The 26,891-nt window shown below is 70.8% G+C and carries 22 protein-coding genes; 13 read left to right on the forward strand and 9 right to left on the reverse strand.

Annotated elements, in window-relative coordinates; all coding sequences use genetic code 11:
- The first annotated feature begins 343 nt into the window (after positions 1 to 343).
- Entirely contained in the window at positions 344 to 1,924 is a 1,581-nt protein-coding gene (locus AMK10_RS34490) for a sodium:solute symporter family protein (protein WP_073753341.1), read from the forward strand.
- A gap of 108 nt (positions 1,925 to 2,032) precedes the next feature.
- Here AMK10_RS34490 and AMK10_RS34495 read toward each other — a convergent pair whose 3' ends face one another.
- Positions 2,033 to 3,148 (reverse strand): ADP-ribosylglycohydrolase family protein, encoded by a 1,116-nt coding sequence (locus AMK10_RS34495; RefSeq protein ID WP_073753343.1) that lies wholly within the window; start codon positions 3,146 to 3,148, stop codon positions 2,033 to 2,035.
- Between the two features lie 236 nt (positions 3,149 to 3,384).
- On the opposite strand from AMK10_RS34495, the gene AMK10_RS34500 reads away from it, so the two are divergent.
- Positions 3,385 to 3,963 carry a TetR/AcrR family transcriptional regulator gene (locus AMK10_RS34500; RefSeq protein ID WP_073753345.1) on the forward strand — a complete coding sequence of 193 codons (579 nt, stop codon included), beginning with the start codon at positions 3,385 to 3,387 and terminating at the stop codon, positions 3,961 to 3,963.
- A gap of 83 nt (positions 3,964 to 4,046) precedes the next feature.
- A complete protein-coding gene (locus AMK10_RS34505; RefSeq protein ID WP_073753347.1) occupies positions 4,047 to 4,829 on the forward strand; it encodes an SDR family NAD(P)-dependent oxidoreductase in 783 nt (260 codons plus the stop codon).
- Between the two features lie 144 nt (positions 4,830 to 4,973).
- Here the strand turns inward: AMK10_RS34505 and AMK10_RS34510 are convergent, their stop codons facing one another.
- Positions 4,974 to 6,080, reverse strand: coding sequence for an alkene reductase (locus AMK10_RS34510; RefSeq protein WP_073753349.1), 1,107 nt, complete (start codon positions 6,078 to 6,080; stop codon positions 4,974 to 4,976).
- A 58-nt stretch (positions 6,081 to 6,138) separates the two neighbouring features.
- Between AMK10_RS34510 and AMK10_RS34515 the strand changes: the two genes are divergently transcribed.
- A complete protein-coding gene (locus tag AMK10_RS34515; protein ID WP_073753351.1) occupies positions 6,139 to 6,534 on the forward strand; it encodes a MerR family transcriptional regulator in 396 nt (131 codons plus the stop codon).
- Between the two features lie 74 nt (positions 6,535 to 6,608).
- Here the strand turns inward: AMK10_RS34515 and AMK10_RS34520 are convergent, their stop codons facing one another.
- Positions 6,609 to 7,505 carry a hypothetical protein gene (locus AMK10_RS34520; RefSeq protein ID WP_073753353.1) on the reverse strand — a complete coding sequence of 299 codons (897 nt, stop codon included), beginning with the start codon at positions 7,503 to 7,505 and terminating at the stop codon, positions 6,609 to 6,611.
- A 204-nt stretch (positions 7,506 to 7,709) separates the two neighbouring features.
- The gene (locus tag AMK10_RS34525; RefSeq protein ID WP_073753355.1) at positions 7,710 to 10,286 is read right to left on the reverse strand and encodes a bifunctional FO biosynthesis protein CofGH; all 2,577 of its coding nucleotides are present in this window, start codon (positions 10,284 to 10,286) and stop codon (positions 7,710 to 7,712) included.
- A gap of 120 nt (positions 10,287 to 10,406) precedes the next feature.
- On the opposite strand from AMK10_RS34525, the gene AMK10_RS34530 reads away from it, so the two are divergent.
- A complete protein-coding gene (locus AMK10_RS34530) occupies positions 10,407 to 11,084 on the forward strand; it encodes an HAD family hydrolase (RefSeq protein WP_267077898.1) in 678 nt (225 codons plus the stop codon).
- Between the two features lie 58 nt (positions 11,085 to 11,142).
- On the opposite strand, the gene AMK10_RS34535 is transcribed toward AMK10_RS34530, so the two are convergent.
- Complete coding sequence (locus AMK10_RS34535) at positions 11,143 to 11,883, reverse strand: FadR/GntR family transcriptional regulator (protein ID WP_073753359.1); 741 nt, start codon at positions 11,881 to 11,883, stop codon at positions 11,143 to 11,145.
- Between the two features lie 244 nt (positions 11,884 to 12,127).
- Between AMK10_RS34535 and AMK10_RS34540 the strand changes: the two genes are divergently transcribed.
- The 7 genes from AMK10_RS34540 to AMK10_RS34570 all read left to right on the forward strand — a co-directional run bounded on the left by AMK10_RS34540 (position 12,128) and on the right by AMK10_RS34570 (position 19,503).
- Positions 12,128 to 13,489: an MFS transporter gene (locus tag AMK10_RS34540; protein ID WP_073753361.1), complete on the forward strand. Its 1,362-nt coding sequence runs from the start codon at positions 12,128 to 12,130 to the stop codon at positions 13,487 to 13,489.
- A complete protein-coding gene (locus AMK10_RS34545; RefSeq protein ID WP_073753363.1) occupies positions 13,489 to 15,225 on the forward strand; it encodes a dihydroxyacetone kinase family protein in 1,737 nt (578 codons plus the stop codon). Before AMK10_RS34540 ends, AMK10_RS34545 begins: the two co-directional genes overlap by 1 nt.
- Entirely contained in the window at positions 15,225 to 15,716 is a 492-nt protein-coding gene (locus AMK10_RS34550) for a ribose-5-phosphate isomerase (RefSeq protein ID WP_073753365.1), read from the forward strand. Before AMK10_RS34545 ends, AMK10_RS34550 begins: the two co-directional genes overlap by 1 nt.
- Positions 15,716 to 16,540: a triose-phosphate isomerase family protein gene (locus tag AMK10_RS34555; protein ID WP_073753367.1), complete on the forward strand. Its 825-nt coding sequence runs from the start codon at positions 15,716 to 15,718 to the stop codon at positions 16,538 to 16,540. The genes AMK10_RS34550 and AMK10_RS34555 overlap by 1 nt, the downstream gene beginning before the upstream one ends.
- Positions 16,525 to 17,322 (forward strand): sugar phosphate isomerase/epimerase family protein, encoded by a 798-nt coding sequence (locus AMK10_RS34560; protein WP_073753369.1) that lies wholly within the window; start codon positions 16,525 to 16,527, stop codon positions 17,320 to 17,322. Before AMK10_RS34555 ends, AMK10_RS34560 begins: the two co-directional genes overlap by 16 nt.
- On the forward strand, positions 17,322 to 18,191 hold the full coding sequence (locus tag AMK10_RS34565) for a phosphogluconate dehydrogenase C-terminal domain-containing protein (RefSeq protein WP_073753371.1): 870 nt from the start codon (positions 17,322 to 17,324) through the stop codon (positions 18,189 to 18,191). Before AMK10_RS34560 ends, AMK10_RS34565 begins: the two co-directional genes overlap by 1 nt.
- Before the next feature lie 166 nt (positions 18,192 to 18,357).
- Complete coding sequence (locus tag AMK10_RS34570) at positions 18,358 to 19,503, forward strand: hypothetical protein (protein ID WP_073753373.1); 1,146 nt, start codon at positions 18,358 to 18,360, stop codon at positions 19,501 to 19,503.
- Positions 19,504 to 19,557: 54 nt separating this feature from the next.
- On the opposite strand, the gene AMK10_RS34575 is transcribed toward AMK10_RS34570, so the two are convergent.
- Positions 19,558 to 21,042 (reverse strand): peptidoglycan D,D-transpeptidase FtsI family protein, encoded by a 1,485-nt coding sequence (locus AMK10_RS34575; protein ID WP_073753375.1) that lies wholly within the window; start codon positions 21,040 to 21,042, stop codon positions 19,558 to 19,560.
- 256 nt (positions 21,043 to 21,298) lie between these two features.
- Positions 21,299 to 22,144 (reverse strand): LLM class F420-dependent oxidoreductase, encoded by an 846-nt coding sequence (locus tag AMK10_RS34580; protein WP_073753377.1) that lies wholly within the window; start codon positions 22,142 to 22,144, stop codon positions 21,299 to 21,301.
- A 187-nt stretch (positions 22,145 to 22,331) separates the two neighbouring features.
- On the opposite strand from AMK10_RS34580, the gene AMK10_RS34585 reads away from it, so the two are divergent.
- On the forward strand, positions 22,332 to 23,063 hold the full coding sequence (locus tag AMK10_RS34585; protein WP_073753379.1) for a siderophore-interacting protein: 732 nt from the start codon (positions 22,332 to 22,334) through the stop codon (positions 23,061 to 23,063).
- A gap of 5 nt (positions 23,064 to 23,068) precedes the next feature.
- On the opposite strand, the gene AMK10_RS34590 is transcribed toward AMK10_RS34585, so the two are convergent.
- Both AMK10_RS34590 and AMK10_RS34595 read right to left on the reverse strand, forming a co-directional pair.
- Positions 23,069 to 24,676: an APC family permease gene (locus tag AMK10_RS34590; RefSeq protein WP_073753381.1), complete on the reverse strand. Its 1,608-nt coding sequence runs from the start codon at positions 24,674 to 24,676 to the stop codon at positions 23,069 to 23,071.
- Between the two features lie 263 nt (positions 24,677 to 24,939).
- Positions 24,940 to 26,859 (reverse strand): AMP-dependent synthetase/ligase, encoded by a 1,920-nt coding sequence (locus AMK10_RS34595; RefSeq protein ID WP_073753383.1) that lies wholly within the window; start codon positions 26,857 to 26,859, stop codon positions 24,940 to 24,942.
- Positions 26,860 to 26,891 lie beyond the last annotated feature (32 nt).

Here is a 26,891-nt window from a genome sequence, read left to right on the forward strand (position 1 = left end):
AGCTTTTCCTCTTCTCCGGCCGCACGGGACCCGCATCCCGTGCGGTCGTTCTGCGTTCTCGGGCGTTCCTGAGTCTGTAGCGTCAATCTCTGCACAGCCTGACGAAGTGCCCGCTCATCGTGAGCCGTGGTCACGTTCACGACAACGCCCCGCAAGGTCAAGAAAACGCAAAATCGTGCGCCTTGCTGATCAGCGTTCACATCCCTGACCGTGAAAACCTTGACCGAGGACCCGGACAAGCGGTTCAATCCCCGAAAGCCCCCGTTCCCGCGCGGGGACCCGCTGAACGGCCGTACTGACGAAGTGCGTTCCCGTTCACAAGGCGGACCCCTGGAGGGGGCACATGAACAGTCTCGACTGGGCCGTGCTCATCGGTTACTTCGGTGTGATGGTCGCGATCGGACTCTGGTCGCACAAGCGCGTGGACAATGTCAGCGACTTCTTCACGGCCGGCGGCAAGATGCCGTGGTGGCTGTCGGGCATATCGCACCACATGTCCGGTTACAGCGCGGTGATGTTCACCGGCTACGCCGGTATCGCGTATCAGTACGGCGTCACGTCCTTCGTGACGTGGTCGCTGCCGATCGCCATCGGCATCGGCATCGGGGCGAAGCTCTTCGCGCCCAGGCTCAACCGGCTGCGCTCGCGGCTGCACGTCGCCTCGCCGCTGGAGTACCTGAAGAACCGCTACAACATCCAGACCCAGCAGGCGCTGGCCTGGTCCGGGCTGCTGCTGAAGATCGTGGACGTCGGTGCCAAGTGGGCCGCCATCGCCACGCTGCTCTCCGTCTTCACGGGCATCTCCCTCACCCAGGGCATCTTCATCACCGGTGCCATCACCGCCGTGTACTGCACGGTCGGCGGGCTGTGGGCCGATGCGCTCACCGAGCTCGGGCAGTTCGTCATCCAGCTCTTCGCGGGTATCGCGATGCTGGTCATCGTCCTGAACGAACTGGGTGGGTTCAGCTCGCTGTGGACCGTCTGGGACAAGCTCCCCGAGGGCCACACGGACCCGACGGCCGGCCCGTACACCACGACCTTCCTGCTGGCGTACCTGTTCATCAAGACCTTCGAGTACAACGGCGGCATGTGGAACCAGGCCCAGCGCTACATGGCCACGGACTCCGCACGCTCCGCGACCCGTTCGGCCCGCCTCTCCGCGGTCCTGTGGCTGGTCTGGCCGGTCGTCCTGTTCTTCCCCATGTGGGTCGCACCGCTGCTCGTCGAGGCCAAGAAGCCGGACGCCTCGGACAGTTACGCCCTGATGACCGAGCAGCTGCTGCCGCACGGTCTGCTCGGCCTGGTCGTCGTCGGTTTCTTCTCGCACACGATGGCCATGTGCTCCTCCGACGCCAACGCGATCTCGGCGGTCTTCACCCGGGACATCGCGCCGGTCCTCTCCAAGGCGGCCCGCACCTGGAGCAACCGCAGCGGGCTGCTGGCCGCGCGGCTGTCCACACTCGCTTTCCTCGGTCTGTCGATGGCACTGGCGACGCAGATCAACTCGCCGACGTTCAAGGACATCATCTCGGTCGTCATCAAGTGGGTGGCCGGTCTGATGGGCCCGATCGCCATTCCGTTCATGCTCGGCATGCTGCGCAGGTTCCGCAGGTCGGGCCCGACGGCGGCGCTCACGAGCTGGGCAGCCGGTCTGCTCGCCTTCTACTTCACCAACTACAACTTCGACGGTTCGGTGAAGACGGACGTCGCGCTGCAGTACCAGGTGGCGCTGCCGCTCGCGATCTCACTGGTGCTCTACATCGTCATCGGCTTCATCAAGCCCGAGGACACCCCGGAGCGCGACGCGCTGATCGAGATCATCAACTCGGACGACGGAGGCCCTGCGGGCGGAGCGGCAGCGGCGGGCATTCCCCAGCAGAAGGGTTCCGAGGGCACGGGTGTCCACGAAGGCGTGAGGGACTGACCCGTCCCCGGAACATCCCTGTACGCGGGGACGTATGTGCCGGGGACGCGGGAACGGTGGGCGGACGCGGCGGCGTCCGCCCATCTCCGTCTTCCGCCCGCCTCCCGCTCAGTCCCGGGGGTAGCGGGCCAGCCAGCCGGGCGCCACGGCGGTCGGGCCGTGCAGGGCGGGTCCCTGGGTCATCTCCATCGCGAAGTCGTCGGAGAGTTCGAGGAGCGTCGAGCGCCCCTCCAGCTCCGCGAGCCAGGCGGGCGGCAGCGCCGTCTCCCCGTGCAGCGCCCCCAGGAGCGCCCCGCAGACCGCCCCCGTGGCGGCCGAAGGACCGGAGTGGTTCACCGCGAGCCGCAGCCCGTGGCGTACGTCCTCGCCGACCAGCGCGCAGTACAGCGCCACGGCGAGCACCTCCTCCGCGGAGTCCGTGTCGCCGAGCGCCTCGATGAGCGCGGGTCCCGGAATCCCCTGGCGTACGGAGCCGAGGGCCTGCCGGAGCCCCTCGGTGACCTGCTCGCTGCCCGGCCGTTCGGCGAGCAGGGCCAGCGCGTGCTGGACCGCGCCGTCCAGGGTCTCGCCGCGGGCCAGCCCGTGCACCATCACGGCGAGGGCCCCGGCCGCGAGCTGGGCGGTGGCGTGGCCGTGGGTGTGCGCGGCGCACTCGACGGCCAGCTGGAGCACGAGCTGCGGCTCCCAGCCGACGAGCAGCCCGAAGGGCGCGGAGCGGGTGAGCGCGGCCGAGTCCCGCGCGGCGGGGTTCTTGGGGACGGCGAGGGTGCCCATCGTGGCGTCGCCGAAGCCGGCCAGGCACTCCCGGGTGGGGGCGCGGCGGGTGTACAGCCACTCCTCCCGGGCCAGCCATCCGTTGTCCTTGCGGCGCTCGTCGGGCCCCCAGGCGCTCTGGGTGGCGGCCCAGCGCAGATGTGCGCGGTGCACGTCGGTGGGCGGGTGCCAGGCGCCGGTGTCGCGGCGGACCTGGGCGCGGATCAGCCCGTCGACGGTGAAGAGGGTCAGCTGGGTGACGGCGGTGACGGCGCCCCGTCTGCCGTGAGCGGGGACGAAGTCGGCCACCCCGTCCACACCGTGTGCGGCGCGGATCGCCTCCAGGGTCAGCCCGGAGACACCCGCGCCGAGCGCGTCCCCGATGGCTCCGCCCAGCAGTGATCCCCGTACCCGGCTCCGGAAGTCCTGCTGCTGGACACGGCCCCAGACAGCTGTGGTCCCTGTGCTCACCGTGCCCCTTCCGTCCGGCTTACCGTGTGCGACTGCGCAAGCACTGTAATCGAACGGATGGAGCGGTTCAGGGGCGGAACGGAATGTACCCACTGGTACGCGAGAGCCCCTGTGCGCCGCTTTCCTCATGGTTTCCGGCGCGGCTTTCCGGGGCGGATCGGGGCACGGCTCCACACAGAAACCGGATGCCCTTCAGTTCTTGACCTACAGGTCCAATAAGGTCTACCGTTCACCACATGGCACGACCCAAGCAGTTCGATCCGGAAGTCGCCGTCGATCAGGCCATGGAGGTGTTCTGGCGCAAGGGTTACGGCGCCACCACCCCCCAGGACCTGGTGGACGCGCTCGGCATCGGCAAGGGCAGCCTGTACAACACGTTCGGAAGCAAGCACGCCCTCTTCGAGCGGGCACTCCGCCGCTACCGCGACAGCCAGACCCAGGCACTGGCGGAGATGATCGAGGCACCCGGCCCGGTCAAGGAACGCCTGCGCAAGGTCCTGACGCTCCTCGCGGAGATGGACCTGGCCGACCCCGACCGCCGCGGCTGCATGGCGGTGAACACGGCGGCGGAGCTCGCCGGAACCGACGAGGCGGCCGCCGACATCGTCCGCCGCACGCTCGACATCACCGAGGGAGCCTTCCGCGCGCTGGTCGAGGAGGGGCAGCGCCGGGGGGAGATCGCCCCCGACCGCGACCCGGCCGCCCTGGGCAGCCTGCTGCTCAACACCGTCATCGGCATGCGGCTCATCGCACGCGTCACCGAGGGCCCCGACCGGCTCTCCCGGGTGATCGACGCGACGATCGACTCGCTCTGACCCTGCACCACACCCGTCCCGCCAGGGCCGGGTCTTCTTTTGGACTCATTTTGTACCCACAGTTAAAGAACTGGAGACACGCCATGGATCTCAACCTCACCTCCAAGACCGCGGTCGTCACCGGTGCCGGCCGGGGCATCGGGCTCGCCACCGTCCGGACGCTGGTGTCCGAGGGCGTACGCGTCATCGGGTCGGCCCGCACCATCACGCCCGAGCTGAAGGAGACCGGAGCGCTGACGGTGTCTGCGGACCTCAGCACCGCCGACGGCGTCGCGGCCCTCATGGCCGAAGCGCACACGGAGTTCGGCGCCATCGACCTCCTGGTGAACAACGTCGGAGGCGGGGACGACGTGGAGCCCGTCGGCTTCCTCGACACCGACGACACGCAGTGGACCGGCACCTTCGACATCAATCTGCTCAGCGCCGTCCGTGCCACCCGCGCGGCGCTGCCCGGCCTGATCGAGCGCCGCGGCTCGATCGTCAACGTCTCGTCCATCAACTCCCGGCTGCCGGCGGCCGGCCCGGTCGCCTACAGCGCGGCCAAGGCGGCTCTCACCGCCCTCGGGAAGTCGCTGGCCGAGGAGTTCGGCCCTCAGGGGGTACGCGTCAACACCGTCTCCCCCGGTGTGGTGCGCACGGCCATCTGGGACGACCCGGACGGCTTCGGCGGCAAGGTGGCGGCAGCCGCCGGGGCCGAGCACGCCGCGTTCCTCGAACAGATACCGCAGGCCTTCGGCATCACGACCGGACGCATCACCGAACCGCATGAGGTCGCGGCCCTCATCGCGTTCCTGCTCTCGGACGTGGCCGGCAACATCACCGGTGCCGACTTCGTCATCGACGGCGGGACGGTCAAGGCGATCTGACCCCGCCTTCACCCGCCCGGGGCGCGGAAGTCCTCCCGTACGGACAGGACTTCCGCGCCCCGGGGCGCCCTCCCCGCCCACCGGGTTCATCAAGGGCGTCCAGGAGGAGCGGAGAGCATGAGCCGCATGCGTCGCCCACACGGCTCACCCCGCGGCGTCCAGCGTCGGGTAGTCCGTGTAGCCCGTCTCCCCGCCCACGTACATCAGGTACGCGTCCCGGACCTGGTTGACCGGGGCGCCCGTACGCATCCGGCGGATCAGGTCCGGGTTGGCGAGGAAGGGGCGGCCGAGCGCGATCACGTCGGCCCCGGCGGCGAGCAGCCGTTCGCCGTGGGCGGCGCCGCCGTCCTCCGGGATGTGGTCCTTCGGCAGTACGGGGTTGGCGATCAGGGTGCCCGGCCAGTCCTTCCGGATCCGCTGGAAGACGGGGTCCTCCGGGTCGGCGTACCCCACGTGGAGATACGCCAGGCCGCGGTCGGCCAGGGCCGCCAGGAGCGCCGGGTAGATCTCCTCGGTGTCGCCCTCCACCATGCCGTTGACCGTGCTCCACGGAGAGATCCGCAGGCCCACCCGCTCGGGCCCGATCTCCGCCGCCACGGCCTCGACGACCTCCACGACGAAGCGGATGCGGTGGGCCACGGGGCCGCCGTAGGCGTCGGTGCGCCGGTTGGTCCCCTGGCCCAGGAACTGGTGGAGCAGATGGCCGTTGGCGCTGTGCACCTCGACGCCCTCGAAGCCCGCCTCGATCGCGTTGCGGGCGGCGGTGGCGAAGTCGGCCACGGTGGTCCTGATGTCCTCGGCGGTCATCTCGCGGGGTACGACCGAGGGCACGCGCCCGGCCGGGGTGTGGATCGTCTCGGGCAGCGCGATCGGCGAGGGGGCGACGGGCGTCAGTCCGCTGGTGTCGGGGTGGCCGGCGCGCCCGCCGTGCTGGATCTGGAGGAACATCTGCCCGCCCTCCGCCCGGACGGCCTCGGTCACCCGGCGCCAGCCCTCGACCTGGGCGGGGCTGTGGATGGCCGTGATGTTCGGGTAGGTCTGCCCCACGGGGTTCGGCGTGGACGCCTCGGCGATGATGAACCCCGCCGAGGCGCGCTGGGCGTAGTAGGTGGCCATGAGCGGGGTCGGGACGCCCTCGGCCGTGGCACGGTTCCGGGTCAGCGGGGCCATCACGAGGCGGTGGGGAAGGGTGAGCGGGCCGAGTGCGACGGTCTCGAAGAGCTTCCTGGGGGAAGTGGCTGCGTTCGTCATGCCGGAACGGTAAGAATTGACACCGGTGTCAGGTTCAAGTCCGGAGGCGAGGAGTCCCATGCGAATCGGCGAACTGGCCCGGCTGACGGGCGTGAGTGAGCGCTCCCTGCGCTACTACGAGGCCCAGGGGCTGCTGACCGCCGACCGTACCCCGGGCGGCCACCGCGACTACCCGGACTGGGCGGTCGACCGTGTGATCCGTATCCAGGAGTTCTACGCGGCCGGACTGTGCAGCTCGAAGATCGCCGAGCTGCTGCCGTGCGTACGGGACTCGGACGGCGGACCCTCCGCGATCGCGACCCCGCGCCTGGTCGGCGACCTGTCCATCGAGCGCGACCGCATCGACCGGAAGATCGAGGAGCTGCGCCGCTCCCGGGAGGTGCTGGACGACGTGATCGCGACGGCGGCGGGCGAGACCCCGAGCGAACAGCGCACCGCGCGCCACCCGTCCTGAATCGTCCCGTACGGACATGTACCGCTGACGGTCGGGTCGGGCCGTTCGGGAAGTCGCTCCGATTCAGGAGCCGCCTACTCCTCGGCGAAGACGTCCTCGGCCGACCGGGCGGTGGGAGCCCGCAGAAGCCAGCGGTTCAGGGTGTCGAGGTCGCCGCAGGTGGTGATCCGTTCACGCGCCTCGTCCGACACGTCGACGCCCGCTTGCGCGAGGAGGAGCAGGATGCCCTGCGCGATGCCTTCCGTCCGGCCTTCCGTCCGGCCTTCCGTCCGGCCCTCGTCCCGGATTTCCTCTGCCATGAAGGACTTGTAGAAAGAGAGGTCCACGGCCACCAGGTTCCTCCACTGTTGTGCGGCCGGGCGGTTGCCCAGGCCTTGTGCGGTGAGTTCGACAAGGGGATCGGCGATGACTTCCGGTACGTCCCGCAGAGCGGTGGACAGGGTTTTCAGTATGGCACCGATGTCCGGATCAGCGGCATGTGTGATCGCCGCCAGAGTGGTGAGCGCCAGATCCTTGCGGGCCTCGGCGACATCGGTGATCACCGGCATGTTGTGCGGGCCCGCGACGAGCGGGAGCAGGGTGAGCGCGGGCCACTGGCGAGGGCCGATCGGGACCGGGCGGGAGGCCCATTCCGCGGTCGCGCGGTCCTGACAGACAACCAGCAGCAGTGGCGGAAGCCGGTATTTCGTGTACAGGTAGGACAGGTAATAGGCCCAGCTCGCCGGTTTGTCCGTGTCCTTCTTTCCTTGAGCCTCGATGGCCAGGAGAAGCGGCTCATCGTTCTCCGTGTCCAGCCGCAGCAGCGTGTCCACACGCCGTTCAAGCGGACGGTTCTCGGTCAGGTCGGTAGGCATCACGGTGACCGAGACGGGTGGGGAGATCGTGATCCCCAGCACTTCCGAGACACGGGAGAAGAGGCCCGGGTGCTCCTGGAAGATGCGGTGCATCGCCTCATGGGGCGAACTGACCATGTGGGGCTCCTGCGAGTGGCTTTGATGCTCGAAGCACCACCGAGCACCAGGTCCGATCTTGCCTGGAGCATATGCCTGAGGCGTCGCCCATCCCCGCCTGAAAGGGTCAATTCATCCATGTGGGTGACGTATGCGGAGAAGCAGTAGCGAGCAGCTGCTTCCGGAGCCCGGCCGTGCGGCTCCGGAAGCAGCCCGCGCCCCGCGTCAGCCCTCCAGCACCGGCAGCAGCTCCGGCAGATGGCCGTCCGATGCCGTGGCGGCCTTGACGCGCTCCTCGGGCACCTCGCCGTACAGCGTCGTACGCGGCTTCGCCGGGCGGTCCGCCAGGTCGGCGATGGCGACGAGGTCCTGGATCGAGCGGTACGAGCCGTAACCGGAGCCCGCCATACGGGAGATGGTCTCCTCCATCAGCGTCCCGCCCAGGTCGTTGGCGCCCGAGCGCAGCATCTCGGCGGCGCCCTCCGTGCCGAGCTTGACCCAGCTGGTCTGGATGTTGGTGATGTGCGGGTGGAGCAGCAGGCGGGCCATCGCGGTGACGGCGCGGTTGTCGCGGTCGGTGGGACCGGGACGGGCGATGCCAGCCAGGTAGACCGGGGCGTTGGTGTGGATGAAGGGCAGGGTCACGAACTCGGTGAAGCCGCCCGTCTCCTGCTGGAGGCGGGCCAGCGTCCTGAGGTGGCCCAGCCAGTGGCGGGGCTGGTCGACATGGCCGTACATCATCGTGGACGAGGAGCGCAGGCCCGTCTCGTGCGCCGTCCTGATGACCTCCAGCCAGGTGGCGGTGGGCAGCTTCCCCTTGGTGAGGACCCAGCGGACCTCGTCGTCGAGGATCTCCGCCGCCGTGCCCGGGATGGAGTCGAGGCCCGCCTCCTTGGCGGCGGCCAGCCAGTCGCGGATGGACATGCCGGTGCGGGTCGCGCCGTTGACGACCTCCATCGGCGAGAAGGCGTGGACGTGCATGCCGGGCACGCGCTCCTTCACCGCGCGCGCGATGTCGAAGTACGCGGTGCCGGGCAGGTCCGGGTGGATGCCGCCCTGCATGCAGACCTCGACCGCGCCGACGTCCCACGCCTGCGCCGCCCGGTCGGCGACCTGGTCCAGGGAGAGGGTGTAGGCGTCGGCGTCGGTACGCCGCTGGGCGAAGGCGCAGAAGCGACAGCCGGTGTAGCAGACGTTGGTGAAGTTGATGTTCCTGGTGACGATGTAGGTGACGTCGTCACCGACCACGTCCCGGCGCAGGGTGTCCGCGATGCGGCACAGCTCGTCCAGCGCCGGGCCGTCCGCGTGGAGCAGGGCGAGGGCCTGGTCGTCGGTGAGCTTCGTGGGGTCGTCGGCGGCCTGGCTCAGCGCCTGGCGCACGTCGGTGTCGATCCTGGACGGGACCATGCCGGGGGCGGCGGCCTCACGCAGGGCCTCCCAGTCGCCGTACACCTCGTCGAAGTCGTCGCGCCGGTCCCCGGTGCGGCCCTCCGTGTCGATGGTGCGGTGCAGATCGGTGCGGCCGGAGGCGTTGAAGCCCTCGTCGGGCTCCTGCCAGGGCAGCCCGGCCGGGATCGCGCCCTCCTTCGCCAGGCCCGTCTCCGGGTCGGCGAGGGCCCGCACGTGCGGGAGGAGGCGGGGGTCGAGCCAGGGCTCGCCGCGCTGGATGAACTCCGGGTAGATGGTGAGGCGTTCGCGGAGCTGGAAGCCGGACTCGGCCGTACGCGCGGCGAGTTCGTCGATGTGCGGCCAGGGGCGCTCGGGGTTCACATGGTCCGGGGTGAGCGGTGAGACGCCGCCCCAGTCGTCGATACCCGCGCCGATCAGCAGGGCGTACTCGGCGTCGACGAGATTCGGCGGGGCCTGGATGCGCGCCGAGGGGCCGAGGATGTGGCGGGCGACGGCGATCGCCGCTGCCAGCTCCTCCAGTTCGGCGTCCGGCATCCCGCGCATCGCCGTGTCCGGCTTGGCGCGGAAGTTCTGGACGATGACTTCCTGTATGCCGTGATAGGCGCGGGCCGTCCTGCGCAGCTCGAAGAGGGAGTCGGCCCGCTCCTCGTACGACTCGCCGATGCCGATCAGGATGCCCGTGGTGAACGGCACGTTGGACCGGCCGGCGTCCTCCAGCACCCGCAGCCGGACGGCCGGCTCCTTGTCCGGGGAGCCGTAGTGCGGTCCGCCCTTCTCGGACCAGAGCCGGGTGGCCGTGGTCTCCAGCATCATGCCCATGGAGGGGGCGACGGGCTTCAGCCGCTGGAGGTCCGTCCACGTCATCACACCCGGGTTCAGGTGCGGCAGCAGCCCCGTCTCCTCCAGGACGCGGATCGCCATGGCGCGTACGTACGCGAGGGTGTCGTCGTAGCCCTCCGCCTCCAGCCACTCCCGGGCCTCGGGCCAGCGGTCCTCGGGCCGGTCGCCGAGCGTGAACAGGGCCTCCTTGCAGCCCATTTCGGCACCCTTGCGGGCGATGTCGAGGATCTCGTCCGGCGACATGAACATCCCGTGCCCCGCCTTGCGGAGCTTGCCCGGCACGGTCACGAAGGTGCAGTAGTGGCAGGTGTCGCGGCAGAGCCGGGTCAACGGGATGAAGACCTTGCGTGAGTACGTGATCACACCCGGCCGGCCCGCGGCTTCGAGGCCCGCGTCCCTGACCCGGGCGGCGGACGCGGCGAGGTCGGTCAGGTCCTCCCCCCTGGCCTGGAGCAGGACGGCGGCCTCGGCCACATCGAGGGCGACGCCGTCGCGAGCCCGCCGCAGGGCACGCCGCATGGCGTTGGTCGTGGGGCGCTGAGCATCGGTCATGAACCGAGCATACGAGCGCGGCACCCGGTCCGGACCAGGGCCTCTGCAGGGCGTAACCAGCTGTTCACCGCTGGCGCCTTGACCGTTATGCACCACTTGCCCCGTAGGCTCGGAGAGGTGATGGAAACGATCGTCTTCGACATCGGAGAAACCCTCGTCCGCGACGACCGCCTCTGGGCCTCGTGGGCCGACTGGCTCGGAGTCCCGCCGCACACGGTCAGCGCGCTGGTCGGCGCCTCGGTCGTGCAGGGCCGTGACGCCGCCGACGCGCTGCGGGTGCTGCGCCCCGGCATGGACGTCACCGAGGCGTACCACGCCCGTGCGGCGGCGGGGCGGGGCGAGCACCTGGACGAGACGGACCTCTATCCCGACGTCCGCCCCGCCCTGGCCGAACTGCGCGCGCTCGGGCTGCGGGTCGTCGTCGCGGGCGACCGGACGGCGCGGGCGGGAGAGCTGCTGCGGGCGCTGGACCTGCCGGCCGACCTGGTCGTCACCTCGCAGGAGTGGGGCGCGGCCAAGCCGGATCCGGAGTTCTTCGCCCGTGTGCTGGAGGTGTCGGGAGCCGCTCCCGAGGCCACTCTCTACGTGGGCGACCACCCGGCCGACGACCTGTTCCCCGCGAGGTCGGCGGGCCTGCGCACGGCGCACATCCGCCGCGGCCCGTACGGTCATTGGTGGGCGGACCACCCGGACGTCCTGGAGACGGCGGACTGGCGCGTCGACTCCCTCACCGAGCTGCCGGCGCTGCTCGGCGGGATCGAGCGGCGCGAGATCCCGGTCGCGGAGTCGCAGGGCTGAGCGCCCCCTCGGGGCCGGGCACCGCCACAGGGGCCGGGCGTCGCGCAGGAGCTGGGCGTCAGTCCTCGTCGCCGCTGAGCGAGAGCCGCAGCCGGTCGCTCGCGAGCCGCATGTGCTCGGCCATCGCCGCGTCCGCGCCCTCCGGGTCCCCCGCCCTGATCGCGTCGAGCACGGCGCCGTGCTCGTGCAGCGTCCCGCTGACCGTTCCCTCGATGTCACCCGCCCGCTCCATCCACACCTGGAGCAGGGCCCGGATGGAGTGCAGGATGTCGCTGAGCACCGTGTTGCGGGCGATGTTCGCGGTCTCCAGGTGGAAGGCGATATCGGCGTCGATGAACGCCTTGACGTCCGTCCCCGCCTCCCGCATCCGCTCCAGGTGCTCCTCCAGCCGCTCGACGTCCGCCTCGGACGCGCGGTCGGCGGCCAGCCGCGCCGACATGCCCTCCATGAAGGTGCGGACCTCGACGAGGTCCTGCGTGCGGCGCTGACCCAGCATCAGACCCCAGTTGATGGCGCGCGGCAGGAACTCCGAGGTCCCCTCGCGGACGTACGAGCCCGAGCCCGGCCTGATCTCGATGATGCCCAGCACGTCCAGCGCCGAGAGCGCCCCGCGCACGCTGGAGCGCGCGACGCCCAGGGCGTCGGCGAGCTGACGCTCGGCGGGCAGTCGCGTGCCCGGCTTCAGGTTGCCGTCGGACAGGTGATCAAGGAGCCGCTTGGCCACCTCACTGACCGAGGACTCCCTGACGACGGGGCGCAGAAGTGACGTGAAATCGGGCTCTTCGGGCTGCGTGGACACGCTGACCAGTACATCAGACGGGGCGGCGGAACCCCGGAGCGGGCGGACGATAACGCGCTCATCGGTCCAGGAGAAGAGCTCAGGGGAGCGACCTACGTCACTTTGGTAAATTGGTGACCAATTTAGGATCCGGGGCTAGCTTGGAGTTGTTCACCGGCCGGAAACACGACCTTCCACGGCTCGCCTTCACCGGCCGGAGTAGACACAGAACCGGACAAAGCGGTCCGCAAGCGAGGAGTCTTCCATGGGCGCGACTGCGCATTCCGCGATCGAGAGATCAGCGATCAAGAAGGTCTCGATCCGTCTCGTCCCCTTCGTGGCCCTGATGTTCTTCGTGAACTACCTGGACCGGACGGCCGTCTCCTTCGCCGAGCCGAACGGCATGGGCCAGGACCTCGCACTCACCGCGGCGCAGTTCGGCTTCGCCTCCGGCGTCTTCTTCATCGGCTACATCATTCTCGAAGTGCCCAGCAACATGGCCCTGCACAAGTTCGGCGCCCGGCGCTGGCTGGCCAGGATCATGGTGAGCTGGGGCGTCGTCGCCCTCCTCTTCACCTGGGTGCAGAACAGCGAGCAGCTGTACACGCTCCGCTTCCTGCTCGGTGTCGCCGAGGCCGGGTTCTTCCCCGGCGCGATCCTCTTCCTCAGCCAGTGGGTGCCCTCCCGGCACCGTACGAAGGTGCTCGGCCTCTTCTATCTGGCACAGCCGCTGACCACCGTCATCGGCGCCCCGCTGGCCGGCTGGTTCATCAACCAGCACGGGCTCTTCGGCCTCGAGGGCTGGCGCGTGATGTTCCTCGGCGTGTCCGTCCCGGCGATCCTGCTGGGCGTCATCGCCTGGTTCTACCTGATCGACAAGCCGGCCGACGCGAAGTGGCTGACCGCGGAGGAGAAGACCTGGCTGACGGACGAGCTGGCCGCGGAGAACGCCGGGAAGACCGGCGCCGACGAGGAGACCGGCCACGGCAAGCAGGCCCTGAAGGCCGCCTTCACCAACGGCCGCGTCTGGACGCTCGCCCTCATCTACTTCGGCTTCATCTACGGCCTGTACGCCCTCGCCTTCTTCCTGCCGACGATCATCAACGGCTTCCAGGACCAGTTCGGCACGACGTTCAGCGTCATGGACAAGGCCCTGATCACGGCCATCCCCTATCTCCCGGCCGCGATCGTCCTCTACTTCTGGTCCCGCCACGCCACCCGGCACGGGGTCCGCACCTGGCACATCGCGGGCCCGGCGGTCGTCGGAGGGATCTCCATCCCCCTCGCCCTCTACATGGGCTCACCGGCCGCCACGGTCGCCGTCATCACCGTCACCGCGTGTGCGATCTTCGCCGCGCTGCCGGTCTTCTGGTCCGTCCCCTCGCAGTTCCTGACCGGCGCGGCAGCCGCCGCCGGTATCGCCCTGATCAACACCGCGGGCAACGTGGCCGGCTTCGCCGCCGGTTACGTCACCGGCTGGCTGAAGGACTTCAGCGGTGCCTACTACCTGCCGCTGTTCCTCGTCGGGGCCTTCATGCTCATGTCCGCCGCGCTGATGCTGTGGCTCGCCAACCGGTCCAAGGGCCAGGGCGCGAACCACGGCCGGCCTCTCGCAGAGGTTCGCTGATGACCCGCCTGTCCAACGACCCCGCCGCCTTCGCCGACGAGGCGCTCGAAGGCTTCGTCGCCGCCCACCCCCGCCGGGTCCGCCAGGTCCCGGGCGGGGTGGTCCGGGCCACCCGGACCCCTCCCGGCCAGGTCGCCGTCGTGGTCGGCGGCGGCTCCGGCCACTACCCGGCCTTCTCCGGCCTGGTCGGCCAGGGCCTCGCCCACGGCGCGGCGGTCGGCAACGTCTTCGCCTCGCCCTCCGCCCACCAGGTGCTCCAGGTGGCGCGGGCCGCCGAGACCGGCGGCGGCGTCCTCCTCGCGTACGGGAACTACGCGGGCGACGTCCTGCACTTCGGCCAGGCGGCCCGGCGGCTGACCGCCGAGGGCATACCCGCCCGCACGCTCGGCGTCACGGACGACATGTCCAGCGCCTCGCCCGACGAGGCGCACAAACGCCGTGGTGTCGCCGGTGACCTGGTCGTCTTCAAGACGGCCGCCGCGGCGGCCGAGGCGGGGCTCCCGCTGGACGAGGTGACCCGGATCGCCGAGCTGGCGAACGCCCGCACCCGGTCCTTCGGTGTCGCGTTCTCCGGCTGCACACTGCCCGGCGCGGACCACCCCCTCTTCACCGTGCCCGAGGGCCGGATGGCCGTCGGCCTCGGCATCCACGGCGAGCCCGGCATGGGCGAGCGGCCCGTGCCGACCGCCGACGAGGCGGCCGAACTCCTCGTCTCCACCGTGCTCGGCGAACTCCCCGAGGGCGTCGCCTCGCCGCACGGGCAGCGGGCCGCGGTGATCCTGAACGGCCTCGGCTCCGTGAAGTACGAGGAGCTGTTCGTCGTCTACCGCAGGGTCGCCCAGCTCCTCGCCGAGGCCGGGATCGAGGCCGTGGACCCCGAGGTCGGCGAGCTGGTCACCAGCTTCGACATGGCGGGCGTCTCGCTCACCCTGTGCTGGCTCACCGACGAGCTGGAGCCCCTGTGGACGGCCCCGGCCGACGCCCCCGCCTATCGCAAGGGCGTCGTCGAGGCCGCGGACCCGGTCACCGCGCACGTCACGGCACAGGACGCCGAGGACACCGTCCCACCGGCCTCCGACGCGTCCCGGGAGGCGGCCCGCACCGTCCTCGCGGCCCTGCGCGTCCTCAAGGAGACCGTCGACGACCACGCCGACGAGCTCGGCCGGATCGACGCGGTCGCAGGTGACGGCGACCACGGGATCGGCATGCAGCGCGGCTCCACCGGGGCGTACGAGGCCGCCACCCGCGCCGAAGCGCTCGGCGCTGGAGCGGAAACGCTTCTGCACAGGGCCGCCGACGCCTGGGCCGACCGGGCCGGCGGCACCTCCGGCGCCCTGTGGGGCGTGATCCTCCGGGCCGTCGGCACCTCGCTCGGCGACACCGAGCGGCCCTCCGCACCCGTGGTCGCCTCGGGGGTCGCGCAGGCCGCCGCCGGTGTGATGGAGCTGGGCAAGGCGGAGGTCGGCGACAAGACGATGGTCGACGTCCTCGTCCCCTTCTCCTACGCGCTCACGGCCGCCGCCGATGCGGGGCAGCCGCTCGCCACCGCCTGGGACACGGCCGCGTACTCCGCGCACGCCGCCGCCGAGGCCACCGCGGACCTGCTCCCCCGGATGGGCCGCGCCCGCCCGCACGCCGAGAAGAGCCTCGGCACTCCGGACGCCGGAGCCCACTCGCTCGCCCTGATCGTCCGCGCCGTGCACGGCGTGTTCGCACCCACCCTGGAGAACCACTGATGTCCGAGAAGCTCCGTATCGTCGTCGGCTCCGACGACGCCGGCCACGCGTACAAGGAAGCGCTCAAGAAGGACCTGGAGGCCAGCGGTCTCGTCGCCGCCGTCACCGATGTGGGCGTCGACGCGGACGGGCACACCGCCTATCCGAAGGTCGCCATCGCCGCCGCCGAGATGGTCGCCCGCGGCGAGGCCGACCGCGCCCTCCTGGTCTGCGGCACCGGCCTCGGCGTGGCCATCGCCGCCAACAAGGTCAAGGGCGTCCGGGCCGTCACCGCGCACGACTCCTTCTCCGTCGAACGCGCGGTCCTCTCCAACAACGCCCAGGTCCTCACCTTCGGCCAGCGCGTCGTCGGGCTGGAGCTGGCCCGCCGGCTGGCCGCCGAGTGGCTGACGTACCGCTTCGACGAGGCGTCGGCCTCCGCCGCCAAGGTCGCGCTGATGGACGACTACGAGAACAAGAACGACGAGAACCAGCAGGAAGCCGCAGCCTGATGTCCGCCGCGCAGAACGCCGTGCAGAACCCCCGGGTCACGATCGGGGTGAGCCTGAAGATGTACTTCGGCCACCACGAGACCCTCAACTGGGCCCGCGCCATCGCCTCCCTGGCCGCCCGGCACCCGGCTGTCACCGGCGGCACGGCCGAGCTGTTCGTGCTGCCCGCCTTCCCCGCGCTCGTCCCGGTCACCGGCATCCTGGCCGGTACCGAGGTGCGGACCGGGGCGCAGGACCTGGCCACCGAGGACTCCGGTCCGTACACCGGCGAGGTCAGCGGCGCCCATCTGCACGAGATCGGTGCCCGCTACGCCGAGGTCGGCCACGCCGAGCGCCGCCGGCTCTTCGGCGAGGGCGACACGGTCGTCGCCGCCAAGACGGCCGCCGCCCTGCGCAACGGCCTCACCCCGGTGCTCTGCGTCGGCGAACTCGACCAGGTCGCCCCGGCGGAGGCCGCCGCCCGCACGGTCGCCGAGGCCGACCGCATTCTGGCCACGGCCGCCCACGAGGGCCCCCTCGCCCCGGTGATCCTCGCGTACGAACCGCAGTGGGCCATCGGCGCGCCCCGGCCCGCCTCACCCGGGCACATCCGGACGGTCTGCGAGGCCCTCACCACCTGGCTCGCCACCCAGCCCGCCCTGGCCGGCAGCCGCGTGATCTACGGCGGAAGCGCGGGCCCCGGCCTGCTGACCGAACTGGGCACGGGCGTCGACGGGCTGTTCCTCGGCCGCTTCGCCCACGACCCGGCGGCGGTGGAACGCATCCTCGACGAGACGCTGGAAGGCGCGGCACAGGAAGGAGCCCTGGCATGTCCTACGGCCTGAGCACCTACGCCTACTTCTGGCGCATCTCGGACAAGGCGCCCCGCCCCCTCACGCTCGACGAGATGCTCGCGCAGACCCGGGAGCTGGGCGGCGAGGTCTTCCAGATCTGCGACTACCCGCTGATCGAGACGTACGACGACGAGCGGCTCGACGCCCTGCGCGCCACGGCGGCCGGCCACGGCATCACGCTGGAGCTCGGCACCAGGGGGGTGCGCACCGAGCACCTCGCCACCTATCTCCGCATCGCGCGGCGTCTGGGCGTCACCCTGGTCCGCTCCATGATGAACACGGCGGATCACCGGCCGACGGTCGCGGAGGCCACCGCCCTGCTGCGCGAGGCCGTCCCCGCCTACGCGGCGGCGGGCGTCACGCTCGGCCTGGAGACCTATGAACAGGTCTCCACCGACGACCTGCTGGCCGTCGTGCGCGGTGTGGACAGCCCGCACCTCGGCGTCGTCCTGGACCCGGGCAACAGCGTGGCCCGGCTGGAGCGCCCGGTGGACGTCGTCGAGGCCACCGCCCCCTACGTGGTGAACATCCACGTCAAGGACTTCTCGTTCTCCCGCCGCGACGGCTGGGTCGGCTTCACCTTCGCCGGCTGCCTTCTCGGCGAAGGCCTGCTCGACCACCGCCACATGACCGACACCGTCGGGGCGGACGAGCGGGGCATCAACCAGATCGTGGAGCACTGGCTCCCCTGGCAGGGCGATTTCGAGGAAACCGCCCGCCTGGAGGACCAGTGGACCCGGCACAGCATCAACACCCTTCTGAGGAGCAAGTAATGGCCACCGGATCCAGGACCGTCGCCGTCATCGGGGCCGCAGGCAAGATGGGCCAGCGCGTCTCCAACAACCTGGTCGAGAGCGACTTCACCACCCTCTTCGCCGAGAACTCCCCCAAGGGCCAGGAGCTCATCCGTGAGCTCGGCCGCGAGCTGACGGACAGCGCCGACGCCGCCGCCCGGGCCGACGTCGTGATCCTCGCCGTCCCGGACGTCGTCCTCGGTACGGTCTCCGAGCAGCTCGTCCCGGTCATGAAGCCCGGCGCGATCCTGCTGACGCTGGACCCGGCCGCCGCGTACGCCGGTCTGCTGACCCGTCGCGCGGACGTGCACAACGCCGTCGCGCACCCCTGTCACCCGTCGGTGTTCCTGGAGCGCACGACGAAGGAGGAGTGGGCGGACACCTTCGGCGGCATCGCGGCCCCGCAGGAGGTCGTCGCCTCCTTCGAGCCCGCCGCCGAGTCGGCCGACCCGGACGCCCAGCAGCTGGCCGAGGCCGTCATCTCCACCATGTACGCCCCGGTCGTCGAGGTGCACTGGGTGACGGTCAAGCAGCTCGCCGTCCTGGAACCGACCCTCGTCGAGACGATCGCCTGCATGGTCGGCGCCCTGCTGACCGAGGCCCTCCACGAGACCGTCCACACGGTGGGCGTCCCGGAGAAGGCGGCCCGCGCCATGCTGCTCGGCCACACCCAGGTCGCGCTGGCCAACACCCTCAAGGGCTCGAACCCGTTCTCCGACGCGTGCCTGATCGCGATGGACTACGGCCGTGAGTCGATCGTCCGCGACGACTGGAAGAACGTCTTCAAGGACGACGAGCTCGACAAGGTCATCACGCGGATGCTCAAGATCAAGGAGATCAGGCGCTGACCCGGTCCTGACCACCGGCGTCACCGCTCAGGTCCCCGCGAAACCGGGCCGGGCTCTCCATCAGGGGTGGAGGGCCCGGCCCTTTCGCGTGCCCGCGCGGACCACACCCCGTAACCTCCCACCGGTCAGGAGGACTTCACAGGGTGCGATCACACGGGGGCAGCACATGACATACGGACGCGCGGCGATACCGGCTCTGGCCGGGGCGCTGCTGCTCACGGCTCTGCTGTGGTGGGCGGGGGCGAGCGTGAACGCGCTGCACCTCCAGGGCACGGCCGAGGCGCTCGGCGGCAAGACGGTCGCCGACCTGGAGTACTGGCTCAACCCCTGGTCGTACGACCCGCCGGAGTCGGTACGTCTGGGCACCCTGGCACAGGGCGGGACCGGCTCCGACTACGCCGCCCTGTACGGGACCGCGAATCAGATCCGGTTCGCCGCGGTCTTCGCCTTCTTCGTGCCGGGGGCGCTGCTCCTCGTCCGCAGGCTGCCTCCGGTGGACCGCCGGCTGCCGGCGACGCTGCTGACGGTGTGGGCCTGGGGCCTGGTGGCCGGGACCCTGGCGGTCACCGTCTCCGCGCCCTGGGTGATCGCCTCGCAGGGGCGCGGGAGTTACCGCTTCCTTCCCCAGCTGGCCGGCATGATGACCGCCGGACGGCAGATCCTGGTGCCCCTCGCGCTGGTCGCCGCGCTGGTCACCGTACTGATCGCCCGGATCACCGCCAAGGGCGCCGGCGACCTGCCCCGGGCGGCCGTCCCGGCGCGCGCCGCCCGTACGGCTGCCACCGTGGGAACCCTCGTCGTCGCCGTCTCCCTGGTCGTCCTCTCCTACCAGCCGGTCGCCGGGCGGATCCAGTCCGTCTCCCTGTACGGACGGCTGCTCTCCGAACCGGGTGACTTCCTGCGCCAGTGGCTGCTGCTCGGCGGCTGGGACGGCCCGGCGGGCACCTCGATCAGCACCTGGCTGCTGTACCGCACCGCCGACGGGCTGTTGCTCGCCGTGGTCTGGTGCGCGCTGCGGTGGGTGCCCGGACTGCTGACCCGGGCGACGGTCCCGGCGACAGCGGCGGTGACGGTCTGCGCGACCGTCATCGGGCTGCTGGCGGGCCAACTGCTGCGGATCGCGGTGGACTCGACGGGTCTGGCCATGCTCTACGGACCGGTGCACCTGATGTCGGCCCTCGGGACCGGGGTCCCCGCCGCCCTGTTCGTCGGCTCGGTCGCGGGCGTCCTGGCGGCCCCGCCCCTGCGCCGGGCGGGCACCCGCGCGGAGGCCGGGCCGCCCGCACCGCTGCCGGACCACGCCGCCGTATGACGGAACCGCCCGCCCGGCGGTGCGCCGGGCGGGCGGTGACGGACGGCGCCGGTCCTACTTCCCGAGCACCGCCTGCATGACCTTCTTGGCGATCGGGCCGCCCAGCCCGCCACCCGAGATGTCCGAGCGGGAGATGTCCATCGCCGTCGGGTCGATGAACACCGCGACCGCCACCGACTGGCCGTCGGACTTCTTGCCGTACGAGACGAACCAGCCGTACGGGACTTCCTTGGTGACGTCGTCGCCGCGCTGGGCCGTACCCGTCTTGCCGCCCACCGTCACGCCGTCGATCAGGGCGCGCTGCGCACTGCCCTCCTTGGCGGTGAACTCCATCATCTCCTGGACCTTCTTCGCCGTCTCCTCGGAGACCGCCTGGCTCTTGAGCTCGGGCTCGTGCTTCTCCAGGGTCGACAGGTCCGGGCCGCGCAGCTCGTCGACGATGTACGGCTGCATCAGCTTGCCGTCGTTGGCGAGGGCCGCCGTGACCATCGCCATCTGCATCGGGGTGCTCGTGAGGCTGCCCTGGCCCATGCCGGTGAGGGCGGTGCCGGGCTTGTCCAGCTCGGCCGGGTAGAGGCTCTTGGTGGCGAGCATGTCTCCGAAGGCCTCGGAGTAGACGTCCTCGTTGAAGCCGAACTTCTCGGCCGTCTCACGCATCCCCTCGTCGCCCACCTCCAGCGCGGCGTCCAGGAAGACGTTGTTGCAGGAGTACTGCATGGCCGTCTTCATCGACGCCTTGTTGCACGTCGCGTCGCCCGCCTCGCTGCTGATAGTGCTCGACGACAGCGGCAGCTTGTACGGGGAGGCCGCCTTGCTCGGCGCGTTCACGTCGGTGACGACACCGTGCTCCAGGGCCGCCGCCGCCGTCAGGATCTTGAAGGTGGAGCCGGGCGGGAAGGTCTCGCGCAGCGGGCGGTTGGCCAGCGGCTTGCTCTTCGCGTCGACCAGGGACTGGAACTTGTCGCCCTCCTTGAAGGAGTTGCCGGCGAAGACCGAGGGGTCGTACGAGGGTGTGGAGACCAGCGCGAGGACCTTGCCGGTGGCCGGTTCGAGGGCGACGACCGCGCCCCGGGCGTCGAGGTCCGTCAGGCTCTTGTAGGCCGTCTCCTGCGCCTTCGCGTCGATGGTGGTGATCACATCGCCGCCCCGTCGCTCCTCACCGGTGAGGATGTCCTTGGCGTGCCGGAAGGCGAAGCGCTCGTCCTGGCCGCTGAGGATGCTGTCGTACGTCTTCTCCAGGAGGGACATGCCCTGCGCCTGGGAGGCGTAGCCCGTGACGGGGGCGTACATCGGGCCCTGCTTGAAGGTGCGCTGGTACTTGAAGTCGGTCCCCTCGACCTCCTTCGAGCCCGTGATCGCCTTGCCGTCCACGATGATGTCCCCGCGCGGGGTCGCGAACTGGGTGATCTTGACGCGACGGTTGTGCTCGTGGGTGGCGAGCTCCTCGCTGTCGGCGAACTGCAGCCAGTTGGCCCGTATCAGCAGAGCCAGCATCAGCAGCCCACAGAAGACGGCTATGTGCCGCAACGGCCTGTTCATCGTGCTCCCGCTCCCAGGCAGCCGGGCACACACGCACACGGGCCGCACCATCGATGTCCGGAGGTGATAGATGCGATTTTAGCGCCGATGGTTCCTCCGAAGGATCACGCCGCCGGTTTCACGGAGACGGGCGCCGCACCGGGCCGGAACGGACCGCGCGCTTCCGCACCGGGCCCGGACGGACCGCGCGACGCTCCCGCACCGGCCCGCATCGCCGGACGGCACCGAGACCCCGGACGGCTCGGCCGCCGCCCTCTCAGAGGTACGCCGCATAGGCGTCCAGCGCCCGCAGCACCTCCGGCTCCGCGGCCGGGGGCAGCTGGAGCACGACCTCCTCGACGCCCAGTTCCGCGAAGTACTCCAGCTTCCCCGGGGCGGGGATCACCGCGTACGGGACCACATGGAGCTGCTTCGGGTCGCGCCCCGCCTCCTCCCAGGCCGCGCGCAGCTTCGGCACGGACTCCGACAGGCCGCGCCCGCCGATCGGCAGCCAGCCGTCCGCCTCCCGGGCGATCTGCGCGAACAGCTTCGGCCCGGCCGCCCCGCCGATCAGGGTGCGCGGGCCGCTCACGGGACCGCGCGGCTCCTGCACCGGCTTCGGATAGGCGTGGCTCGCCCGGACCGAGCCGAACTCACCCTCGTACGCCGTCGGTTCGTCCGCCCACAGGGCCCGCATCAGGGCAAGCCGCTCGCTGCCGAGCGCGCGCCGGGTCGGCCACTCCACGCCGTGGTCGGCGGCCTCCTCCACGTTCCAGCCGAAGCCGATGCCGAGCGTCAGACGGCCGCCCGAGAGGTGGTCGAGGGTGGCGGCCTGCTTCGCGAGGTCGATGGGGTCGTGCTGGGCGATCAGCGTGATGCCCGTGCCGAGCGCCAGCCGCTCGGTGACCGCCGCGGCCTGCCCCAGGGCGACGAAGGGGTCCAGGGTGCGGCCGTATTCGGCCGGCAGCTCGCCGCCCGCCGGGTACGGCGTCTGACGGCTCACCGGGATGTGGGTGTGCTCGGGCAGATACAGCCCGGCGAATCCCCGCTGCTCCAGCTCACGCGCCAGCCGAACCGGCGTGATCGTCTCGTCGGTGAGGAAGATGGTTGTGGCGATCCGCATGCGAGGCACCTCCGTCGTCGTCCGTGACGGCTCCAAGTCCGTGACGGCTCCCACGGTATGCGTTCCCGCAGGCCAACCGCGATACCCAGGGCCCTGTTCCGGCCGCAACTCCCGCCGGATTCCGGCCGGAAGCAAAAACTTAGGCTAGCCTAAGTTTCATTCGTTCCGCGGTCACGGGAGGGCATTCATGGGTCACGGCTGGGAGGGCGTCGTCCTCAAGCTGTTCCGGGGGCGGGACTTCACGTTCACCGTCACGGGAACCGAGCGTGTCACGGAGGACTTCCTCCGGATACGGGTCACGGACGGCGGACTGCTCGAGGCGACGGGCGGCGCGCATCCCACCATGTGGGTCAGGGTCTGGTTCGAGCGGGACGGCAAGCCGCACCAGCGCGCCTACACCCTCGTCGACCCGGATCCGGCCACCGGGACGTTCAGCCTGGAGTTCGCCCTCCACGACGGGACGGCCAGCGACTGGGCCCGCGCCGCGCAGCCGGGCGACACCGTCGACGCGACACTTCAGGGCACCCGCTTCGCCCTGCCCGAGCCCCGGCCCGCCCGGCTCTTCCTGATCGGCGACGCGGCCTCGCTCCCGGCGATCAACTCCCTGCTGGACGCGCTCCCCGGCACCCCGGCGACGATCTGGTTCGAGACCGCCCACGACCCGGCCGGCGAACTGCCGCTCCGCCTGGACCCGGCCCACCACACCGTCCACACGGTCCCGCGCCACGACGCGGGCGCCCGGCTGGTCTCCGAGGTGAAGTCGGCCCTGCCCGCACTGCTCGGCTCCGACGCCTCGGACGCGTACGTCTGGATCGCCTGCGACACGGCGACGACCCGGACCCTGGGGTCGTACGCCCGCAAGGAGCTGGCCGTCCCCAGGGACCGGGTCGACGCGCTGGGTTACTGGCGCGCCGGCTGACCGCCTCAGTCGCTCACCACGAGCGCCGGGGTCTCCTTCGTCAGCACCTCGCCGCGGAAGAACGCCGGGCCGCGGCGGCGCATGGCCTCCATCAGCACCACGCCGAGCAGCAGCAGCCCGACGCCGATGACGAAGACCGAGCCGACGCCGAACACCGAGGAACCCGAGCCGTAGGCCGGGTCCCACATGTCGTACAGCGTCTTGCCGAAGACCGCCGTGAGCAGGACGCCGCCGACGACGGGGAACAGGCCCTTGAAGACGAGGTCGCGCGCGGAGCGGGTCAGTTCGGTGCGGAAGTACCAGGCGCAGGCGAAGGCCGTCAGCGCGTAGTAGAAGCAGATCATCAGGCCCAGCGCGTAGATCGTGTCGACCAGGACGTGCTCGCTGACCAGGGTCATCACCGTGTAGAACACACCGGTCGCGACGCCCGCCACGACGGTGGCCCTCCCGGGCGTCCGGAAGCGCGGGTGGACCCGGGCGTACGAGGCGGGCAGCGCCTCGTAGGCCGCCATCGCCAGGACCGTGCGCGCCACCGGGATGAAGGTGGTCTGCAGGCTCGCGGCGGCGGAGGCCAGCACCGCGAGGAAGAGCAGGACGCCGAGGCCGGGGCCCATGACCGGACCGGCGAGGGCGGCGAAGACGTTGTCGGAGGTGTCCGGGTTGGCGAGGGCGGCGAAGACGTTGTCGGAGGTGTCCGGGTTGGCGAGGCCGAGCCCCGAGTCACCGGTGCCGACGGCCATCTGGGCCGCGATGCCGGTGGCGAGGTAGGAGCCGACCAGGACGACCATCGCGATGAGGGCGGCGCGGCCGGGTGTCCTGTCGCTGCCCGTGGTCTCCTCGTTGGCGGTGAGACAGGTGTCCCAGCCCCAGAACATGAAGATCGAGAGGGACAGGCCCGCCGTGAAGGCGGCGAAGGACTGGACCGCGAACGGGTTCAGCCAGGACCAGGAGAAGTCCAGCGACGTCGCGGCGAATTCACCGCTGCCCGCCTTGCGCACGGCCATGGCCACGAAGACGGCGAGGACGACGAGCTGGAGCGCCACGAGGGTGTACTGGATGCCCTTGGTGGCCGTCATCCCCCGGTAGCTGACGGCCGTGGCCGCGGCGATCAGGAGCAGACAGGTGAGGATGTGGACCGGCTTGCTGTCGTCCAGGGCCGCGACCGCGTCGCTGCCGGAGATCTCGCCGGCCAGCAGCCAGAAGTAGGAGGTCGCGACGCCCGCGAGGTTGGACAGGACGATGATCGTCGCGATGACCAGGCCCCAGCCGCACATCCATCCCAGGCGGGGCCCGAAGGCCTTCACGGTCCAGGTGAAGGAAGTGCCGCAGTCCGGCACGGCCTTGTTGAGCTCGCGGTAGGCGAAGGCGACCAGCAGCATCGGGAGGAACCCGGCCAGGAACACGGCGGGCATCCGCACCCCGACCTCGCCCGCGGTGGAGCCGAGGGTGGAGGTCAGGCAGTACACGGGGGCGACGGTCGAGATGCCGAGGACGGCGCTGCCCATCAGCCCGACGGAGTTTCCGCCGAGGCCCTTCTCGCGTACGCCACCGTCGGCCGGGGCGCTTCCCCGTACCGTGTCTCCGGCCTGTGGCCGCGCGTCCAGCTCAGTCATGGAGAGGACGCTATGTGCTGCGGTTTCCACATCCGGAGGATGAGACTCCGACGTCTCACCCTTGACTCGCCACCACCCAGCGGCAATTGAGCGGACACATCGAAGGCGCAAAGTAAACACAGCCTTGCATTCAATGACCCCGAACGCATCGGCTTTGTATACGGGAATCGCACCACCGCCCGATTTATGACGGTTCAAAAATTTCCCGTCGCCGACGGTCGGGCCCCTTCATCGAGGCCCCTCCGCCGGCGCGGCCGGGAACCCTACTTGCGGTACAGCTCCTCTATCTCCGCGTCGAAGTCCCGCGCGACGGCGTCCCGCTTGAGCTTCAGCGAGGGGGTGAGATGGCCGCTCTCCTCGGTGAAGTCCCGCGGCAGCACCGTGAACTTGCGGATGGACTCGGCGCGTGAGACCAGCCTGTTGGCCTCGTCGACCGCGCGCTGGAGGGCCGAGCGCAGCTCCTCGTCCTGGACGAGTTCCTTCAGGGGGACGCCCTCCTTCTTGCGCATCCGGCGCCAGTGGGCGAGGCCGTCCGCCTCCAGCGTGATCAGGGCGCTGATGAACGGCCGGTTGTCGCCGACCACCATGCACTGGCTGACCAGCGGATGGGCGCGCAGCCAGTCCTCCAGCGGGGCCGGGGTGACGTTCTTGCCGCCCGAGGTGATGATGATGTCCTTCTTGCGGCCGGTGATCGTGAGGTAGCCGTCCTCGTCCAGCGCGCCCAGGTCACCCGTGGGGAACCAGTTGTCCTCCAGATACGGGACGGCCTCGGCCCGCTCGGTGTCCCAGTAGCCCTGGAAGACCTGACCGCCGCTGAGCAGGACCTCGCCGTCCTCCGCGATCCGCACGGCGGTGCCCGGCAGCGGCCAGCCCACCGTGCCCAGCCGGGGTTTGAGGGGCGGGGTGACCGTGGCCGCCGCGGTGGTCTCGGTCAGCCCGTAGCCCTCGAAGATCTGGATGCCGGCCCCCGCGTAGAAGGCGGCGAGCCGGGACCCGAGCGGGGAACCGCCGCAGATCGAGTACCGGACATGACCGCCCAGCGCGGCGCGGATACGCCGGTAGACCAGCGGGTCGTACAGGGCGCGGGCGGCACGCAGGCCGAGGCCCGGGCCGGGGCCCGTGCCGTGTTCGGCGGCCTCGACCGCCTCGCCGTACCGCTGCGCGATGCGGGCCGCGCGGTCGAAGGAGGAGGCACGGCCCATCTTCTCCGCGGTGGCCCGGCCGGTGTTGTAGACCTTCTCCAGGACGTACGGGATGGCCAGCAGGAACGTCGGCTTGAAACCGGCCAGGTCCGCGAGCAGGTCCTCGGTCTGGATGGACGGCGCGTGCCCGAGGCGTACGCGGGCGCGCAGACAGCCGATCGCGACCATCCGGCCGAAGACGTGCGAGAGCGGCAGGAAGAGGAGAGTCGACGCGGGCTCCTTGGACACCGACTTGAAGACGGGATGGAGCAGCTCGATGGCGTTGTCGACCTCGGCGAAGAAGTTCCCGTGGGTCAGCACGCAGCCCTTGGGCCGCCCGGTGGTGCCCGAGGTGTAGATGAGCGTGGCAGGGCTGTCCGGCTCCAGGGCGGCGCGGCGGGCGACGACGGCCGCGTCCGGGACGTCCTTGCCGAGCGTCTTCAGCCGGCCTATGGCGCCCGTGTCGAACTGCCAGAGGTGGGTGAGGTCCCCGAGCTGCTGGCGCTCCTGACTGACCAGCCTGCCCTGCTCCTTGGACTCCACCGCGCAGGCGACGGCTCCGGAGTCCTGGAGGATCCAGCGCGTCTGGAAGGCCGAGGAGGTGGGGTAGATGGGCACGGTGACCAGCCCGGCGGCCCAGGCCGCGAAGTCGAGCAGCGTCCACTCGTAGGTCGTACGGGCCATGATCGCGATCCGGTCACCGGACTGGAGGCCCTCCGCGACCAGGCCCTTCGCGACGGCCAGCACCTCGTCGGCGAACGCGGCCGCGGTCATGTCCTGCCAGCGGCCGTCCGCCTGCTTGCGGCTGAGGACGGCTTCGGCCGGTGCCTCCCGGGCGTTGTCGAAGGGGATCTCGGCGAGCGATCCGCGCCGCACGGGCGGCGCGAGCGGCGGCACGGAGACCTCCCGTACGGTGCCGTCCGCCGCCCTGACCTTGGTCGGCTCGACCAGGACGGGAACGGCGGGCGCGGCGGTTGCTGCGGCGGGGGCGGGCGTGGACACGAGCGGCTCCTCGACGTGGGGGCCGGCGTGGG

Source organism: Streptomyces sp. CB02058 (assembly GCF_001905505.1).
Lineage (GTDB): Bacteria > Actinomycetota > Actinomycetes > Streptomycetales > Streptomycetaceae > Streptomyces.

Excerpts from the sequence above, each read along its gene's own strand:
- AMK10_RS34490 (WP_073753341.1), top strand. The coding sequence starts at position 344 with ATGAACAGTCTCGACTGGGCCGTGCTCATCGGTTACTTCGGTGTGATG.
- AMK10_RS34500 (WP_073753345.1), top strand. The coding sequence starts at position 3,385 with ATGGCACGACCCAAGCAGTTCGATCCGGAAGTCGCCGTCGATCAGGCC.
- AMK10_RS34505 (WP_073753347.1), top strand. The coding sequence starts at position 4,047 with ATGGATCTCAACCTCACCTCCAAGACCGCGGTCGTCACCGGTGCCGGC.
- AMK10_RS34510 (WP_073753349.1), bottom strand. The coding sequence starts at position 6,080 with ATGACGAACGCAGCCACTTCCCCCAGGAAGCTCTTCGAGACCGTCGCA.
- AMK10_RS34515 (WP_073753351.1), top strand. The coding sequence starts at position 6,139 with ATGCGAATCGGCGAACTGGCCCGGCTGACGGGCGTGAGTGAGCGCTCC.
- AMK10_RS34520 (WP_073753353.1), bottom strand. The coding sequence starts at position 7,505 with ATGGTCAGTTCGCCCCATGAGGCGATGCACCGCATCTTCCAGGAGCAC.
- AMK10_RS34525 (WP_073753355.1), bottom strand. The coding sequence starts at position 10,286 with ATGACCGATGCTCAGCGCCCCACGACCAACGCCATGCGGCGTGCCCTG.
- AMK10_RS34530 (WP_267077898.1), top strand. The coding sequence starts at position 10,407 with ATGGAAACGATCGTCTTCGACATCGGAGAAACCCTCGTCCGCGACGAC.
- AMK10_RS34540 (WP_073753361.1), top strand. The coding sequence starts at position 12,128 with ATGGGCGCGACTGCGCATTCCGCGATCGAGAGATCAGCGATCAAGAAG.
- AMK10_RS34545 (WP_073753363.1), top strand. The coding sequence starts at position 13,489 with ATGACCCGCCTGTCCAACGACCCCGCCGCCTTCGCCGACGAGGCGCTC.
- AMK10_RS34550 (WP_073753365.1), top strand. The coding sequence starts at position 15,225 with ATGTCCGAGAAGCTCCGTATCGTCGTCGGCTCCGACGACGCCGGCCAC.
- AMK10_RS34555 (WP_073753367.1), top strand. The coding sequence starts at position 15,716 with ATGTCCGCCGCGCAGAACGCCGTGCAGAACCCCCGGGTCACGATCGGG.
- AMK10_RS34560 (WP_073753369.1), top strand. The coding sequence starts at position 16,525 with ATGTCCTACGGCCTGAGCACCTACGCCTACTTCTGGCGCATCTCGGAC.
- AMK10_RS34565 (WP_073753371.1), top strand. The coding sequence starts at position 17,322 with ATGGCCACCGGATCCAGGACCGTCGCCGTCATCGGGGCCGCAGGCAAG.
- AMK10_RS34570 (WP_073753373.1), top strand. The coding sequence starts at position 18,358 with ATGACATACGGACGCGCGGCGATACCGGCTCTGGCCGGGGCGCTGCTG.
- AMK10_RS34575 (WP_073753375.1), bottom strand. The coding sequence starts at position 21,042 with ATGAACAGGCCGTTGCGGCACATAGCCGTCTTCTGTGGGCTGCTGATG.
- AMK10_RS34580 (WP_073753377.1), bottom strand. The coding sequence starts at position 22,144 with ATGCGGATCGCCACAACCATCTTCCTCACCGACGAGACGATCACGCCG.
- AMK10_RS34585 (WP_073753379.1), top strand. The coding sequence starts at position 22,332 with ATGGGTCACGGCTGGGAGGGCGTCGTCCTCAAGCTGTTCCGGGGGCGG.
- AMK10_RS34590 (WP_073753381.1), bottom strand. The coding sequence starts at position 24,676 with ATGACTGAGCTGGACGCGCGGCCACAGGCCGGAGACACGGTACGGGGA.